We start from the raw sequence: 16,669 nt of genomic DNA on the forward strand, positions 1-16,669 counted from the left end.
GACGTCTCAGCGTGAGCGAAATCGCAGAACAAAACGGCGAAACAGTAGAAACAGAAGCGCCGGAAAAGAAGGCGACTGCTTTCCAGAATCCTAAAGTTCGCAAGGGGTTAATGATAGCTGTCGTGGTTCTGGTGATAGCGGGAATCGCTTGGTTCGTTCACTATCAGACAGTCGGTAAATATATGCAAAGCACTGACGATGCCTTCGTTCAGGCTGATTCGGTGACCATTTCGCCGAAGATCTCCGGATATGTCGAAGAAGTCCTCGTAAAGGATAATCAATTCGTCAAAAAAGGTGATCCACTGGTTCGAATTGATCCGCGTGATTATCGTGCGCAAGCGCAGCAGGCGCAGGCTCAGATCGATGTGGCTAAGGCCAATGCGAATGCCATCCGGGCGCAAATCGGTGAACAGCAAGCTGCCATCCAGCAGGCTCAGGCACAGCTGGCCAAAGCGCGGGCAGACCTTTCCTTCGCCCGTTCGGAAGTGGCACGATATGAGCCACTTGTGGCTACTGGTGCGGAGCCTAAGCAGACTCTCAATCAACGTCGTAATCAGGCTGACCAGGCACAGGCAGCTGTTGCCAATGCTGCAGCTGGCGTGGAAGCTGCCAAGCGCCGGCTCAACACACTGAATGCACAGGTTACTCAGGCGCAGGCGCAAGGTGAAGCCAATGTGGCTCAGCTGGACGAAGCCGAAGTCAACGTGAATTCTACCATTCTTCAGTCCAGCATTGATGGGCGTGTTGGCAATAAAACAGTGCGCGTGGGGCAATTTGTTCAACCGGCTTTGCGCCTTATGTCGATTGTTCCGAACACTGGTCTTTATGTCACGGCTAACTTTAAAGAGACGCAGGTTGCATTGATGCGCCCTGGCCAGCCGGTAACGATCGAAGTTGATGCTCTTAATGACATTGAACTGCACGGTAAGGTAGCCAGCTTTTCTCCTGGGACGGGCGCTGAATTTTCTTTGCTGCCCCCGGAAAATGCGACGGGTAACTTTACCAAGATTGTTCAGCGAATTCCTGTCCGCATCTTTATCGATGCATCACCGGAAACGCAGAAGTTGCTCGTTCCTGGTATGTCGGTCACAGTGAGTGTGGATACGCGTTCAGCCAAGGGTGACTTGGATAAAATCGAGAAGCGACAGGAAAAGCGGGCGCAGGCGTCTAACTGATGGCTGGTTCTGTGACCACAGCCGATCAGGAACGCTCGCAGCCTGACCGGCAGCCAAACGCCGATGCGGGTGCCTGGCTCGCAGTAGCTGCCGGAACTTTGGGTGCCATGATGGCGACGCTCGATATTTCGATCGTCAATTCTGCTTTGCCTACTATTCAAGGTGAGATCGGTGCTTCCAGTTCTGAGGGCACGTGGGTTGCGACGGCCTATCTGGTTGCGGAAATTATCATTATTCCGCTGTCTGGTTGGTTGGAACGCCTCTTTGGGCTGCGCAGATTCCTGCTCATTGCTTCGGTCCTGTTTACTGTGTTTTCAGTGATGTGTGGGATGGCGACCAATCTGGAAACCATGATCATTGGCCGTGCAGGGCAGGGTTTTACTGGTGGTGCTTTGATCCCCACCGCGATGACGATCATCGCTACCCGACTGCCGCCGCATCAGCAGCCTCTGGGAACGGCTCTCTTCGGGATGACTGCCATCCTGGGGCCTGTGATGGGGCCATTGCTTGGCGGCTGGCTGACTGAAGCACTGAGCTGGCATTATGCGTTTTTCCTCAATGTGCCAGTGTGTGTCGTATTGGTGGTTCTGTTGCTGGTGGGGTTGCCCACTCAGAAAGCCCGGTACGATCTGATCGGCCAAGCGGACTGGTTTGGGATCATCGGCATGAGCCTTGGTCTGGGTGGTTTGACTGTTGTTCTTGAAGATGGCCATCGGGAACAATGGTTTGATTCCAGCATGATTGTGAAGCTGACGATCATGTCGGTGATTGGTTTTACGCTCATGATTATTGGGCAAATCCGGTCGCCAAACCCGGTTATCCGTCTTTCTTTGCTCTTTGACCGTGTGTTTGGCAGTGTTGCCATTATGGGCGTTGTGATGGGCATGGTGATGTACGGAACATCCTATGTGATCCCGCAATTTCTCGCTGCGATCGCTGATTATGATGCCTATCAGGCGGGCAAGATTGTGATGATTTCTGGCGTACCTGCCTTTCTGGCGATGCCCTTTATGCCATTGCTGATGAAGCATGTAGATGTGCGCATTGCTGTAGTGACAGGGATGCTCTTGTTAGCGCTGAGTTGCTATGTAGATACGGAACTGACTGCTGCATCAACCGGCTCTGCCTTTGTGGAATCCCAGTTGCTGCGTGGCCTGGGTACGGTGATGACTTTTCTGTTCCTGAATCAGGCTGCCATCTCTGCAGTGCCAGCTTCTATGGCCAGTGATGCGTCCGGCATCTTCAATGCCGCGCGTAATATTGGCGGATCCTTCGCTTTGGCCGGCATCGCCACGATGCAGGACCAGCGCATGTATTTCCATTCGCGCCGCATCGAAGAAACGGTGAGCGCGAACAGCATTAGTGTTCAGGACTATATTACATCAATGACTCATCTGCTGGGGTCGCCGGAAGCGGCGATCCGTATGCTGGGCAACCAGATTTCGCAGCAGGCGCTTGTGATGGCCTATAACGATCTGTTCTGGCTTCTGGCTGTGTTCGTTGCAATCGCCATGCCACTGGCCTTCTTGCTTAAACCCCTGCCGAAGAATCTGACTTCGGCTCCAGTTCATTGAGACACGCCATGCGATATCTCGCAATCCCTGCTTCGCTTCTTCTGCTCAGTGCTTGCACTGTGGGGCCTAATTATGGCGGTCCTCCGCAGATTGGTTCTGCATCAGGCAAGGCGGGAAATGGCTTTGTGCGTGGTGGTGAGGCCGTGCTGAAGCAGGAGCCAAGCCTTGCAGCCTGGTGGGAGAACTTCAATGATCCCATTCTGAACCAGTTGGAGCAGATGGCCATTGCAGGCAGCCCTGATCTCGATGTTGCGCGGGCCAGGCTCAACCAGGCGCGGGCATCTCTGCGTCTTGAGGAGGTCTCTGGGACGCCAACGGTGGGCGCGCAGGCAGTCTATAGCCACATCCGAGTTCCCGGCCTCAGCTTGGGAGGGAATGAAGGTGACACTGCAAGCGATGGGGAAAGCGGCAGCAAGACGAATAACTACAACATCTACAACCTTGGCTTGCAGGCTAATTGGGAGTTGGATTTGTTCGGCGGACAACGCCGCAAGACTGAAGCGGCTAGTGCCAAACTGGATGCAGCCGATGCCGCCGTTGCAGATGCTCAGGTCAGCCTGACCTCTGCTGTCGCACAGGCCTATTTTAATCTTCGTGATCGCCAGCACCGACTGGAGCTTGCGAGAGATATCGCCAACCAGCGTCAAACTCAGCTTGATTTGACGCAGCAGCGTTATGAACATGGAACCGGATCGAAAGTGGACGTTGATCAGGCGCACACAGCGCTTGAACAGGCACAGAGCGACCTTTCACCGTTACAGATCGAAGCTGCCAGCTTCGCCAACGCTCTGGCGGTTTTGACAGGTCAGGTTCCAGGCGCGGTAGACTCTATCGTGGAACCATCAGCGGAAATTCCTCTCCCCCCGGCGCAGGTTGCGGTCGGTGACCCGGCAAGCCTGATCCGTCGGCGTCCTGATATTCGCATGGCGGAACGGCAATTGGCGGCGAGCAATGCGCAGATCGGTGTTGCTGAAGCAGCCCAGTTCCCGAGCCTGAGTTTCTTAGGGATTTTGGGCGTTGGTGGCACCAGTATCTCTGACCTCTCAAATCTCGACGATTTCGCTGCGGTTGCTTTGCCGAGACTGACCTGGAATTTCCTCGATTTTGGCCGCAGCAAGGCGAATGTGCGGCAGGCGAAAGCCGCGAATGATGAAGCCAGCGCAAATTATCGTTCGACGGTGCTCAACGCCTTGAAGGATGTAGAGGATTCTCTCGCTTCCTTTGGCCACCGCCGGGAAATGGTCGCTCGGCTTGCCCGGGCTGAACAGAGCAGCGCCCGCGCTGTCACCCTTACTCAGCAACGATTTGAGGCTGGCACCGTGTCCCGGCTTCAACTGCTTGATGCGCAGAACCAGCATCTGATTCTGCGTCAGGCACTGGTGAGTGCGCAAGCCGGGTTGGCAGAATCATTCGTTTCGGTGGAAAAGGCACTTGGCCTTGGCTGGGAAGAGGGCAGCCAAAAATAAAGGCCGTTTGTTTCTGAAATTATACATGCAAAAGCCCCCTGATTTTCGCGATCAGGGGGCTTTATAATAGCCTTAAGGCCAAAACTTAGCGGTCGAGAAATGGGTAGTCGGTGTAACCCTTTTCATCACCGCCGTAGAATGTGTCGGAATTTGGCTCATTTAAAGCAGCGCCTGTGCGGAAGCGTTCAGGCAGATCGGGATTGGCGATGAAGGGGCGACCGAATGTGATGGCATCTGCTGCGCCACTGCTAATCGCTTTGGCAGCTTTTTCAGCATCATATCCGCCATTCCCGATATAAACGCCATCATAGCGTTTGCGCAGACGCATCAGCAACTGCTTGTCCGCTTCTTCCGTGTCCTGGCCAAAGAACTGCTCAACCACATGAAGATAGGCCAGCTTACGGGTTGAGAGCATGTCATAGACCGGGCCAAATAGAGCTTCTGGATCACTATCAGTGATGTCATTGGCTTGCCCCAAAGGCGACAGGCGAATGCCAACCCGGTTTGCCGGAAATTCCTGTAGCACCCGGTCCAGAACCTGATTGAGCAGGCGCATCCGGTTTTCGACCGAGCCACCATATTCATCCGTGCGCTGGTTCACACCATCCTGCAGAAACTGATCAAGCAGATAGCCATTGGCGCTGTGGACTTCGATCCCATCGAATCCCGCCTGTCTGGCAAAGGCTGCGGCGCGGCCATAATCTTCGATTGTCTGGGCAATACCGTCCTTGTCGAGGGCCACAGGGTCTGAACAATCTTCAAAGCCGTTGGCGGTGAAGGTTTGGGTATTCGCTTTCACAGCGCTGGAAGATACTGGCTGATTGCCATCCGGCAGAAGCGATGTGTGGCTGATCCGGCCTACGTGCCAAAGCTGACAGAATATTCGCCCGCCGCCAGCGTGAACCGCATCAGTGATCTCCTTCCAGGCATCAGCGTGAGCTTCTGTGTGGATGCCCGGCGTATCAATATAGCCTTTACCCATTGCAGAGATCTGCGTCGCTTCGCTGACGATCAAGCCGGCTGAAGCGCGCTGATAGTAATAAGTCTGTGCCATTTCCTTCGGCGTGCCATCGGCTTGCGACCGGTTGCGGGTTAGTGGGGCCATCAAAACACGATTAGGGAGTTCAAGGTCGCCGATATGAAGGGGTTTAAAAAGTGTCGAAATGTCAGTCATGTGGAATACTCGGTAATTCTGGGGAGGGACAGGTGAATGGTGGCCGAAGCCGCACCCGTCACTTCATGTAGACTGATTTGATATTGACGAATTCTTTCATTCCGAACCCGCCATGTTCACGGCCATATCCCGAATTCTTGACACCGCCGAATGGCATGTTGGGAAGCGCAATATTGTAACCATTGATGGTAATCATGCCGGTATCGAAATGTTTGACCGCCAATTCACGAGCACGCTTCTCGTCGCGGCTGAAGATGCCGCCGCCAAGGCCATAGCGGCTATCATTGGCGATGCGCATTGCATCCTCGTCATCCTTGGCCTTGATGACAGAGGCAACGGGACCGAACAATTCATCATCATAGGCAGGTTGGCCCGGTGCAACATCGGCCAGAACCGTTGCCGGATAATAGGCACCCTTGCGATCTGGCACCTTGCCGCCACACATCACTCGCGCACCCTTTGCTACGCTTTCATCAACCTGTTCAGCCAGATTGTCCCGTAGTTCGGTGCGCGACATTGGGCCAAGCTTGGTGTTGGAATCTGTCGGATCACCCAGTTCAACAGCACTCATCTTGGCGACGAATTTCTCTACGAACTGATCATAGTTCTTCTCGGTGATGACAAAGCGCTTGGCGTTCACGCAGGTTTGGCCATTATTGTAGAGGCGGCCCTGTACGCAGGTTTCCACAGCCAGTTCCAGATCGGCATCGTCCAGCACCAGATAGGCATCATTGGAGCCAAGCTCCAAAACAGTCTTCTTGAGCTGCTCACCCGCTTTTGCTGCAACCGTGCGACCCGCCTTGTCACTTCCGGTAAGCGTAACACCGCGCACCAAATCGTTCTCGATGATAGCGTCTGATTGCTTATGGTCGATCACCAGAACTGTGAAGAGGTTTTTAGGAAGCCCAGCGCGTTCAAAAACATCACGCAGGAACAGGCCGCTGCCGGTGCAACTTTCAGCATGTTTTAGCAGCACACCATTGCCTGCCATCAGATTGGCAATCGAGTAGCGGACTGCCTGGTAACAAGGGAAATTCCACGGCTGGATGCCGTAAATGACACCGATCGGGGAATAGGCAACTACGCCGGTCCCTCCATCGATATCGCGTTCTTCGTCAGCAAGACCGGCGGGGCCGTTTTCGGCTGTGTAATCACAAATTGCCGCACAAAGCTCGACTTCCTGCTCACTGTCACCAATCAATTTGCCGACTTCGCTGGTCATCAATTTGGCAAATTCATGCTTGCTGTTGAGCAGTTCCTTCCCGATTGCCTTGATAATCGTTGCCCGGTCTTCCGGACTTTTCAGCCGCCATTCCAGATAGGCCTGATGGCAATTTTCGACGGCTTTGGAGGCCTCATCATCACTCATCAGCGGATAGGTTTTGATGGTTTCTTCAGTGGCTGGATTGATGGTTGTAATAGGGTTGCTCATAGGAATCTTTCCGGGCGAAACACACTTCTGAACAAAGGCAGAAGCTGTTGATTTTACTGCTCGCATCAGGTGGATGCGGGGGAGGTGATGTCTGCATTGCGCTGCACCACCTGGCTCATCACCTATACGCAAAGCCACTGGGGCAGTTCCGCTCTCCCTCTCTCACCTTCTGGTTTTCGAGCCGGTTGGAGGCGGCGTCATGGACGGTTTTTGCAGGTTTACGCCTGGAATGCCGCCAATCTTATAGATTGAGGGCAATTTTATTTTGTACATGATAAATTTATCTTATCCTGCGTACTCGCAGGCGGATGCGCAATTTACGTCAAAGAAATTCAGGTGTCGGGAAGCGCAGCTTTATGCTGTCATTTTGCTCGGAATAAGCGCGATGGTCATCACGATCAGCAAAAGAGCAACCCACCTGGCTGGCCCCATGCCTTTCCACATCGCTTGGACCAGCCGCATTCTGGGCAGTTTTTCCTGCTGTCGCATCCGCATTGCATAAATCATCACTCCGGTGACGCTGAGTGCGGTAAGAATGGCGCCAAAGGCGAACCAGATGAGCCGTGTCGTGAACCCGCCCCATGTCCCGAAGTGCAGAGGGTCGGCAGCTTCGGCAATCCGTTGGTGAACGCTTAGGTTCTCACCTCTCACTATAGCGGCAACTTTTCGCGTGATTGGGTCGATCAGGACACCGTTGGCCCGGTCACGCACCAGCAGGGCGTGGGCCTGTCCTTCAATCAGAACACCGCCTGACTTGCCATGAGGGAAGGCGATGCCCTTGACCTGCAATTCAGGGAAGCGCTTGTGTGCCAGTGCGATCATGGCATCGAGTTGTGGCCCGGCAAGCTGGGTGCTGGCGATGGCCGCTGCTGGGTTTGAAGCAGGTGCTTCACCGCCCATCTTCTCAATAAAGTACCATGTGCCGGTGATACCGATTAAGGCGACGAACCAGAGGCTCCATAACCCGGCAAAGCGGTGTAGGGCACCGGTAAAACGGCGGCTGTCATTGCGGCGCGCGCGGTTTAGGCGGGGGAAGGTAAAGAACCCGCGCCACCATTTCTTATAGACCCAGAAAGAGGAGATGAGCGCGAGTAGCAGTGGAATGGAAAGGCTTGTGACAATCGGCACGCCAATGGCGGGGGCGAGCATCAGATTGCGGTGCATTTCTCGAAACAGCCGCTGGGCGTTGAACCACGGAGTGCGCCCCTGAACCTCTCCGGTCCAGGGATTGAGTTGAATGCGGAAACGCGATCCGTCGGGTTGTCTCGCAATAACCTCTGCTGCAAACCATGGCTCCCGCGGTGCGGAAATGGATTCAATAAGTGCATCCCCCGCTTCATCTTTTGCGTGAGTGGCCAGCACGCCCCATGATGCCAGGGGGCGGTCTTCTACAGCGACCCGTATGGCGGGATGAATCAGCCAGTCTATTTCAGGCGAAACAGTTGCCAGTGTCCCGGTGGCGAGAATGAAGATCAGGAACAGGCTGATCTGCAACCCCGCCCACTGGTGGATGCGCCACCATAGCGAACGCCCGGAATTGCGTGTGCGTTTTCGAACGTTTCCAGAAGGGAGCTGCGGCTTCACAATTTCCAGCGTAATTCGGCAAATACAGTACGCGGATCGCCGGGGAAGTGCCCGGTCCGTTCAATAAAGCCAGAGGCCGCATAGGTCTTGTCGAATAGATTATCGACACGCAGCAAAATGTCGAGATGGTTGGTGAGCTGCTGAATGATGGAGGCATCGAAAATGGCATAGGGCTTTACGGTCTGGTCAGAGAGGGACAGGCGCTTGCTCACATATTCACCACCCACGGCAATGGCCGTGCCTGTGGATGGGAATTGATATCGCGACCAGAACCCGGCCTGATGCTTAGGCGCATTGGCAAAGCGATCACCAACGGCATTAGTTAGCGATTGCCCTGCCACCGTTCGGGTGATTTTGGTATCATTGTAAGCATAATTGGCGGTCAGTACCCAATTGGGCGTAAGATCAGTGCTGAGTTCCAGTTCGAAGCCTCTGCTGGTGACTTCACCAATCGGGGCGAGCTGGTCCACGCCATTTACCACTTCTCCATTGGCCTGAAGAAGATTGCGACGTTTGATCTGATAGATGGCGCTGCTGGCATTTAGTTTGCCGCCCAGCAGGGCAACCTTAACGCCCGCTTCTATCTGATTGCCCGTGATCGGATCAAACGGACCGCCAACTGAGCTGTCCTGTGAGGCAACATCCTGCGGTTCGAACCCCTGTGACCAACTCACATAGAGCGACATATCTTGCTTGGGCTTGAAGATCAGGCCGCCACGGAAAGTCCAGGCATCCCCAGTGTAATCCTCTCCGGTGATAACATTCTCGCCATCGAAGCGATCATAGCGAGTGCCGCCGACGATGATCCAGTGATCGGACAGGCTCAACTGGTCCTGAAGATAGACCCCATAGGATGTGTTGCGGGTTTCTGTTTCGCGTAAGGGTAGCGCATCGAGATCATAGAAAGATGCGCCCGACAGTCCGTAAACAGGATTGCGCAGGCTGAGCAGGGGAATTCTGCTGTTGGGGACCGTATGCGCCCAGAAGTCAGCCTTCTCCCGATACCAGTCTGCACCGATGAGGATACGGTTATCTATCCCCGCGATAGGGCGATCAATCGTAGCATTACCGGCAAAGGTTAGCCCATGTGTTTCGCGCCGCTGGTCGCGTAATTCTCGGCGGCTGGCATCCACGACGCCGTCATCATCCGTATCAACCAATCCACGACCTTCATGATATTGCTGCCGCTCGGTTGCATCATAATAGCGGGTGGCGAGTTCCAGCGTGATGCCCTCGGCAGGGGCGGACTGCAGGCGTGCTTCATAGGTAGTGGCGTTCAGATTGAGAAAATCGCTCTTCTCATTGGTATTCCAGCTTCGGTCAGTCAGGAAATTGCCCTGATCATCAACCGGAACACCCCGTAGCCGCGCGCCTTTGTTTTTCTGCTCATAATGGGTGATCTGACCGATCAGTCGCGTGTCATCACCCAGTTTGGCCGTCAGGCCGCCATCGAGAATGAGGGATTTTTGGCTGGTGTTATTCCGAAAGGGCTTCATTTGTTCGTAATAAGCTCCGCCACGCGCCAGCAGCGAACCATTGCTGGTAATCGGGCCAGACACATCGCCTGCCGTGCCGTAGCGATCATAATTGCCCAGCGTCAGTTCACCCGAAGCGGTCAATTCCTCCGTCGGAATCTTGGTCACATAATTGATAAGGCCGCCCGGTTCACCGGGGCCATAGAGCATCCCAGAGGGGCCCTTCAGCACTTCGACCCGTTCGATGTTGAACAGCTTGGGGACAGAGAAAGCGATAAAGGGATCACCGCGCAGATTGTCGTAATACACCCGGTCTTGCCGAAATCCCCGGAAGGTGATGGTCGAGTAGCTGAAATTCGTGATGCCGGCGATGTTGCGATACAAATCCGTTGCATCGCGCGCGCCTTGATCGCTGATCAGCGCCTGATTAATCACGGTGACGGATTGTGGCACGTTGAGCGGGTCGCTCATCCCGCGTGCAACTGAGGTTTCGTCAACGCTGTAGAGCGATTCTGCCCGGCCGGTGACGATGATTTCATCGCGCGGTGGTGGCTCTGCCGAGTTGCCGGAAGCATCTTCGGCCCTTGCGGAAGACGGCGTTAAACCAGCCGCCGCCGCAACGCTCGCCAGCAACCAATAATACCGCGAAATTCTCACCTCAGTCCTCCCTAAATGATCCAGGGAGGCTACTAATGATAGTGAATATCAATTACAACCTGAATAAGTGTCCTTATTCAACTTCAGCAAAGCGATGGGGTGCCTTCCAGTCACGGGGTAGGTGGAGCGGGCTATCATTCACCATTGCTGGCAGTAGTTCTTTAGTGGAAGGTGACACTTGCCAGCACAGTTGCCAGCTCCTGCTCCACTGTGGCGCTTGATTGTTTGGGATGGCTGGTGACGTTCACCGATGCCGGAACCGAAATCGTCAGCCGGTCAATTGCGATACATGTGCCCTGATACATGGCGCGCATATCTGTGCTGGACAATTGATGGCTCATGCCGGCATCTCCATTGCTGTAAACGGTAAAGCTCACATCTCCGATGATGCGGTTTGGCTCCTTTACAGCGCTGCCTCCTTGCAACCCGCGTGTCAGACAATCAGCGACGACGTCCGCATTCCTGCTGGTGCCGATTTGCAGGATGTCGGTGGCAATGCGCGGCATTTCATCAGCACTTTTGCTTTTGGCAGTGAAACGAACCTGCCCCACGCCAGCGCCAACAGGCGATCCATCGAACATCATGCGCCAGCCAGCAGGCGTGAAATACGTGCCAGAGAAGTCTCGCGTGGGCGTAAGAGAGGTGGGGTAGCTTAGCGCGATCAGGCTATCTTTGCTTTGCCAATCCGCAAAGCCGGGGGAGGGGGCTGCTTGCGATTGAGATGATATTGCAATCGCCTGCGCCTCAGTCTTGGAAGTAGTGCGTGTGGGCGCCGAACTTGTGTTTGAGCCGCAGCCGCTGAGAAGAAAAAGACCGATAATGGCAACTAGCGGGGGTGTTTTCATGGGCCGGTCCTTTGACAAATGAGCGAACATGAATCGCAAAGATCGCACATTTCAAAACGCCCAAGAGGTCCATAGGCTCCAGTTATTTGGAGCGTTTTTTATATCTTGGGGCATTGGCTATCGCTTCTTCAGCAGTCAGTTGACGCCACCGTTCGAAGCGTTCGGCTGAAAGTGTGCCGTCCGTAATGCCAGCCCGGACGGAGCACCCCGGTTCGTTGCCATGCGCGCAGTCCGAGAAACGGCAGTTCTCCGCTGCCAGAATAAAATCGTCGAAAACCTCCGCTATGCCATCATCGGCATCTGGTAATTGCAATTCTCGCATACCCGGCGTGTCGAGCAGCCATCCGCCTCCGTGCAACCGGTGCATCTCACGCGCAGTGGTTGTGTGCCGTCCGGTCCCGTCGTGCTTTCGGATGGCCTGCGTGGCGATGCTGTCAGATCCGCGAAGGGTATTGACCAGCGTAGATTTACCCACTCCTGATGAGCCAAGCAGTGCCACAGTTTCGCCTTTCCCGCAAAGGCTTGCAAGCCGCTCAACACTTGCCGGATCGCGCCCATTGACGGTCTCCACCTGCAAATCTGGCGCTATGGTACGTGCCTGATTTGCATATTCTTCCGGGTGGTCGATCAGGTCGATCTTGGTCAGAACTACCAGCGGCGTCACGCCCGCTTCGCGCGCCAGTACAAGGTAGCGCTCCAGCCGTGAGACGCTGAAGTCCTGATTGCAGGATGCGACGATGAATAGTCTATCGACATTGGCGGCAATCATCTGTTCCTTACGCGGATCACCCGGAGAGCGCCGCTTGAACAGATTCATCCGTGTCAGCACCCGGACTGGCTCCTGTGTGGCATTGTCGACCAATACCCAATCGCCCACCGTGGGATGATCATCCGTCGGCGCCGCCCCGCGAATATAGGGTGAAATAGAAAGCGACCCATCGGCGCCTGTAACCGCAATCTGTCCACGATGGACGGCCATCACTCGAACGGGATGACAATGGATGGCTTCTTCAGGCGTGATCTGTTCGCTGAAACGGGCTTTCCAGCCAAGTTCTTCAAGAGTCTCACAGCTCGATGTCATCTGGTTGCGGAAGCAGCTTTCTGCTGACCCAACAAGGATTTTTTCAAATATCCCTCTATGTCTTGCTGGCTTCGCAAAGGATACCATGCTTGCGCTTCCGTATATCATGTCGCAGGTGCAGGTCATCCAAGTATGGCGATGAATGACGGGAGACGCGCGCAAATACCCATAAAAGATATGTTGACGTTGAAGTGATCCTGGTGGCACTAGGCGGCTCATCATTCAGGCGCTGCTAAAGCGCGATGGTGAAGTGGCGTAAAGCCACAGGAATGCGGGTGTAGCTCAATGGTAGAGCAGCAGCTTCCCAAGCTGACGACGAGGGTTCGATTCCCTTCACCCGCTCCATTGCTCATCTCACCATCCCAATATTGAAATTTCTTATAAGCAATGGAAATGGCTTGTCAGCTTTGCAGCCCTTCTGGATAGGTTGGGGAGCATTGCCAGTATGGCGATACATTTCCCTGCGTTAATGAACTGAGATTTATGAACACCACTATTCCGACCGCTTCTGATGGGTGGACAGCGATTGTTCTGGCGGGGCGGCGCCCGGGTATTGACCCGCTGGCAGCGCATTTCGGCAAACCTTCCAAGGCACTTATTCCGGTGGCTGGTGAGGCAATGCTGAGCCGGGTGCTCCGGGTTTTGCGGGCCACGCCTGAGGTTAACCGCATCGTGGTGTTGACGCAGGATGTCGAGGAACTGGCAAGCGCGGCTGAATTGGCATGGGTGCAGGATGATTCTGCCATCGGTATAGCCCGTTCTGGTGCGACAATCAGCGGTTCGGTGCTTGATTTCCTGCAACACGATGGGACAAACCAGCCTATCTTGCTGACAACGGCGGATAATGTTTTGCTCACCCCGGAAATCGCCAGTTATTTTATCAACAAAGCGCGAGCAGCGCAGCTTTCGGTCGGGCTGGTTTCGCGTGGGCAGTTGGAAAAGGACTATGGTCAATCGCAACGCACCTGGTGGCGGTTTGGTGATGGTGATTTCAGCGGTGCCAATCTGTTTGCACTCCAGGTGGAAGAGGCCAGTGATGTGCAAGACGCACTGTTGTTCTGGGAAAAGATTGAACAGGATCGCAAGAAAGTCTGGAAAATCGCCGCTCGGTTTGGTCCTTTGTTGATGCTGCGCATTGCCTTGCGGCGTCTCTCTTTAAACAAGGCTGTGAGAGAGGCCGGGCGCAGGCTGCATGTTGACGCGCAAGCTGTTGCTTTGCCTTTCGGGAGGGCAGCGATAGACGTGGACAAGCTCTCTGATCACGCCATGGCCGAAAAAATCCTTAGTGCATGACTGAACTTGCCATCTTCGATCTGGACCGGACCCTCACCATCCGGCCGACCTATTCCGCCTTCCTCATCTATGCCGCACGGCACCTTTCGCCGTGGAGGCTTGGGTTGTTGCCACTGCTGGCACCTCATGCGGCTGGCTATGCGATGAAGCGTATCCCGCGCCGTCGCATGAAGGAAGCGATGCACGCGATGGCACTGGGCAAGAGAGTGGGCCGCCATAAGGTTGAGGCAGTGGCCGATAGTTTTGCTGAGAAGCTGGTGGAAAACGGGATTTTCCCGCAAGCGCAATCCCTGTTTGCGAAGGAACGCCAAGCCGGTCGGCGGATCGTTCTGGCGACGGCAGCCCCCGCTTTGTATGTGGAGCCGCTGGCGCATCGCCTCAAGATTGATGATGTGATCGCCACTCGCAACAGCTGGCATGGGGATGTGCTGCTTTCCGATATCTCTGAAGACAATTGCTACGCAGCGTGCAAGCAGCATCGCATTGCAGAGTGGCTGGAAGAGCAGGGCATCGCACGCAATAATGCCCGGATTACATTCTACTCTGACCATGCTTCTGATTTGCCAACCTTTGAATGGGTGGATGAGCCTGTGGCCGTGAACCCCTCCAAAGCTCTGGCAACGATAGCCAGGGCGCGGGGCTGGCGGGTGCTGGACTGGCGAGCAGAAATGGCGCGGGCATGAAAATCGGCTTTCTGTTCAACCACTCGGCGGCACATCAGGTGGCCCATTCGCTGCCCATTGCCAATGCTCTGGCCCGCTCACACCCGGACATTGATGTGACCGTGCTTGTCGGCGGTGATGTGATTGAAGCCGAAGTTCAAAGATTGATCGGAACTGCCAGCAATCTGAAGATGGAAAGGCTGCAAATGCCCGGCACAGTAGCCCATTGGGTGCAGCGATTGTCAGGCAGTGCGATCCCGGCGGAGCGTTATTCCTTCCTTGAACGCAACCTTGATGCCTTCCGCGCGCTCGATGCGCTTGTGGTGCCGGAGAAAACCTCGCTTCTCCTGAAAACGCGATTTGGCCTGAAAGACTTGAAGCTCATCCACACCCGGCACGGTGCTGGTGACCGGGCGATTGGCTTTAACAAGGCCAGCGGCTTGTTTGACTTTGTGCTCCTGTCCGGCCCCAAGGTGCGCGACAGGCTCAATGCCAATGGTCTCTTGAAACCGGGCGGCCATGCGATTGTCGGCTATCCGAAATTCGATCTGTTGAGGGACGCGCCACCGCCGCGCATTTTCGATAATGACCGGCCGACGGTTTTGTATAATCCGCATCCATCACCCGCCCTGTCTTCATGGTATCGAATGGGGCAGGATGTGCTGGAATATTTTGCGCGGAGCGTGCGCTATAATCTGATCTTTGCACCGCATGTTATGCTGTTTGCCAAGCGTTTCAACATATCTCTGTCGCCGCTTTCGTTCTCGCGTGTGGGCGAAGTGCCAGCGCATATTCGTGACTGCTCGCATATTCATGTCGATCTTGGCAGTCAGGCAAGTGTGGACATGAGCTATACACGGCTGGCGGACATTTATCTGGGCGATGCCAGCAGCCAGATTTACGAATTCTTGAGTACCCCGCGCCCGGCGGTTTTCCTGAATCCCACCCATTTAAAATGGCAGGGCAACCCTGATTTCAGTCATTGGCAAAGTGGGCCGGTGGTTGATGATATAGGCGGGATGGATCAGGCATTGCAGAATGCGCTGCCCCTGGCACCACATTGGCGTGAAGCGCAGGAAAAGCTGTTTGCCTATACGTTTGATCTGGGTGACACGCCGTCATCTGAGCGAGCCGCCAAGGCCATCGCTGATTATATGGAGGCCTGATGCGCATTCTCTATGTCATCAATTCGCTGGACGGGGGTGGGGGAGCACTGCCGCTGGTGGATATTCTCTCCAGCTTTCGCGATGCGGGCCATGAGGCGATTGTGGTTTCGCTGATGGAACGCGATGGCCGCGCTCGCCCCGGTGTGGAGGCGGCAGGGTTTGAAGTGCAGGTGATTGGCGGTGCTCAGCGACGCTTTGTCAGCACGGCGCTCACTCTCGATAAGATTATACGCAAGCGTAAACCCGATGTTATCGTGACATCTTTGAGTCACGCAACGCTGACCGGGCAGATCCTTGGCAAATTGCGCAGCGTGCCGGTGGTGAGCTGGCAGCACAATGCATGGCTGAAACCGGCGAATGAAACATGGCTGCGGCGCATGTCTGGCCTCAGCCGGCACTGGATTACGGATTCCGAAACTGTGGCCGATTTTGCTCAGTCGCGGCTTGGAATCCCGAGAGAACGGATCACGCTGTGGCCGATGTTTATCGCCGATAGTAGCGCGCCTGAAGCAACCCCACGGCTGAAAGGCACTTTGCGTCTGGGCAGTCTGGGCCGGCTCCATCGCAATAAGGGCTATGATTGCCTGATCCGAGCATTGGCCCGGCTCAAGCAGCAATCGCCTGAATTGGCAGAGAGGCTTTCGGTCCATATCGCAGGCGAAGGGCCGGAACAGGCTGCTCTGGAAGCGCAGGCGCTGGAATTGGGTGTCGATAATCTGGTGCTTGAAGGCTTCGTTGATCGCCCGCTTGATTTCCTCGCTACGCTGGATGGCTATGTGCAGCCATCGCACCATGAAGGCCTGTGTATTGCTGCTCATCAGGCCATGGCCGCAGGCCTTCCGGTCATCGCCAGCCCGGTGGGTGAAATGGCAAGATCGATCAAGCAGTCAGGCGGCGGTGCTTTGGCACCCTATGGAGATGATGCACTATGGTGCGCTGCGCTGGCCCAATGGTTGTCCCACCCGGAAGAAGGTTTGCGGCAGGGGCAATTGGGCCGTGCATGGGTGCTGGACCATTATTCGCGCGCAAAATTCCTGGAGCGCGGGGGCGCTTTATTCAGCGATGCCGGGCTTGAAAAAGGCTAA

General features: G+C 55.1%; 13 protein-coding genes and 1 tRNA gene. 8 read left to right on the forward strand and 6 right to left on the reverse strand.

All coding sequences use genetic code 11. From position 1 onward, the window contains the following. Positions 1-11: 11 nt before the first annotated feature. From GRI39_RS11845 to GRI39_RS11855, 3 genes are read left to right on the forward strand one after another with little or no spacing between them, the layout of a single operon-like run. A complete protein-coding gene (locus tag GRI39_RS11845; protein ID WP_343033338.1) occupies positions 12-1,175 on the forward strand; it encodes an HlyD family secretion protein in 1,164 nt (387 codons plus the stop codon). Next, a complete protein-coding gene (locus GRI39_RS11850) occupies positions 1,175-2,749 on the forward strand; it encodes a DHA2 family efflux MFS transporter permease subunit (RefSeq protein ID WP_160739929.1) in 1,575 nt (524 codons plus the stop codon). The genes GRI39_RS11845 and GRI39_RS11850 overlap by 1 nt, the downstream gene beginning before the upstream one ends. Before the next feature lie 8 nt (positions 2,750-2,757). Next, complete coding sequence (locus tag GRI39_RS11855) at positions 2,758-4,215, forward strand: efflux transporter outer membrane subunit (protein WP_160739930.1); 1,458 nt, start codon at positions 2,758-2,760, stop codon at positions 4,213-4,215. Positions 4,216-4,300: 85 nt separating this feature from the next. Here GRI39_RS11855 and GRI39_RS11860 read toward each other — a convergent pair whose 3' ends face one another. The 6 genes from GRI39_RS11860 to rsgA all read right to left on the reverse strand — a co-directional run bounded on the left by GRI39_RS11860 (position 4,301) and on the right by rsgA (position 12,463). Continuing rightward, complete coding sequence (locus tag GRI39_RS11860; RefSeq protein WP_160739931.1) at positions 4,301-5,389, reverse strand: alkene reductase; 1,089 nt, start codon at positions 5,387-5,389, stop codon at positions 4,301-4,303. A gap of 58 nt (positions 5,390-5,447) precedes the next feature. Further along, positions 5,448-6,821, reverse strand: a complete 1,374-nt coding sequence (locus GRI39_RS11865) for an NAD-dependent succinate-semialdehyde dehydrogenase (RefSeq protein WP_160739932.1) — start codon at positions 6,819-6,821, stop codon at positions 5,448-5,450. A 354-nt stretch (positions 6,822-7,175) separates the two neighbouring features. Beyond that, positions 7,176-8,405 carry a PepSY domain-containing protein gene (locus GRI39_RS11870; RefSeq protein WP_160739933.1) on the reverse strand — a complete coding sequence of 410 codons (1,230 nt, stop codon included), beginning with the start codon at positions 8,403-8,405 and terminating at the stop codon, positions 7,176-7,178. Further along, the gene (locus GRI39_RS11875) at positions 8,402-10,537 is read right to left on the reverse strand and encodes a TonB-dependent siderophore receptor (protein WP_211371578.1); all 2,136 of its coding nucleotides are present in this window, start codon (positions 10,535-10,537) and stop codon (positions 8,402-8,404) included. The genes GRI39_RS11870 and GRI39_RS11875 overlap by 4 nt, the downstream gene beginning before the upstream one ends. Positions 10,538-10,698: 161 nt before the next feature. Then, entirely contained in the window at positions 10,699-11,382 is a 684-nt protein-coding gene (locus tag GRI39_RS11880) for a hypothetical protein (protein ID WP_160739934.1), read from the reverse strand. Between the two features lie 82 nt (positions 11,383-11,464). Further along, positions 11,465-12,463 carry a ribosome small subunit-dependent GTPase A gene (gene rsgA / locus GRI39_RS11885; RefSeq protein ID WP_160739935.1) on the reverse strand — a complete coding sequence of 333 codons (999 nt, stop codon included), beginning with the start codon at positions 12,461-12,463 and terminating at the stop codon, positions 11,465-11,467. Between the two features lie 271 nt (positions 12,464-12,734). On the opposite strand from rsgA, the gene GRI39_RS11890 reads away from it, so the two are divergent. The 5 genes from GRI39_RS11890 to GRI39_RS11910 all read left to right on the forward strand — a co-directional run bounded on the left by GRI39_RS11890 (position 12,735) and on the right by GRI39_RS11910 (position 16,669). Continuing rightward, positions 12,735-12,808: transfer RNA gene (locus GRI39_RS11890), tRNA-Gly, on the forward strand. Between the two features lie 138 nt (positions 12,809-12,946). Further along, positions 12,947-13,756 carry a nucleotidyltransferase family protein gene (locus GRI39_RS11895; protein WP_160739936.1) on the forward strand — a complete coding sequence of 270 codons (810 nt, stop codon included), beginning with the start codon at positions 12,947-12,949 and terminating at the stop codon, positions 13,754-13,756. After that, positions 13,753-14,439 (forward strand): HAD family hydrolase, encoded by a 687-nt coding sequence (locus GRI39_RS11900; RefSeq protein ID WP_160739937.1) that lies wholly within the window; start codon positions 13,753-13,755, stop codon positions 14,437-14,439. The genes GRI39_RS11895 and GRI39_RS11900 overlap by 4 nt, the downstream gene beginning before the upstream one ends. Then, on the forward strand, positions 14,436-15,584 hold the full coding sequence (locus GRI39_RS11905; RefSeq protein ID WP_160739938.1) for a hypothetical protein: 1,149 nt from the start codon (positions 14,436-14,438) through the stop codon (positions 15,582-15,584). Before GRI39_RS11900 ends, GRI39_RS11905 begins: the two co-directional genes overlap by 4 nt. Beyond that, positions 15,584-16,669, forward strand: a complete 1,086-nt coding sequence (locus GRI39_RS11910) for a glycosyltransferase (RefSeq protein WP_160739939.1) — start codon at positions 15,584-15,586, stop codon at positions 16,667-16,669. Before GRI39_RS11905 ends, GRI39_RS11910 begins: the two co-directional genes overlap by 1 nt.

The sequence above is a fragment of the Altericroceibacterium indicum genome, assembly GCF_009828105.1.
In the GTDB taxonomy this organism is placed as follows: domain Bacteria; phylum Pseudomonadota; class Alphaproteobacteria; order Sphingomonadales; family Sphingomonadaceae; genus Altericroceibacterium; species Altericroceibacterium indicum.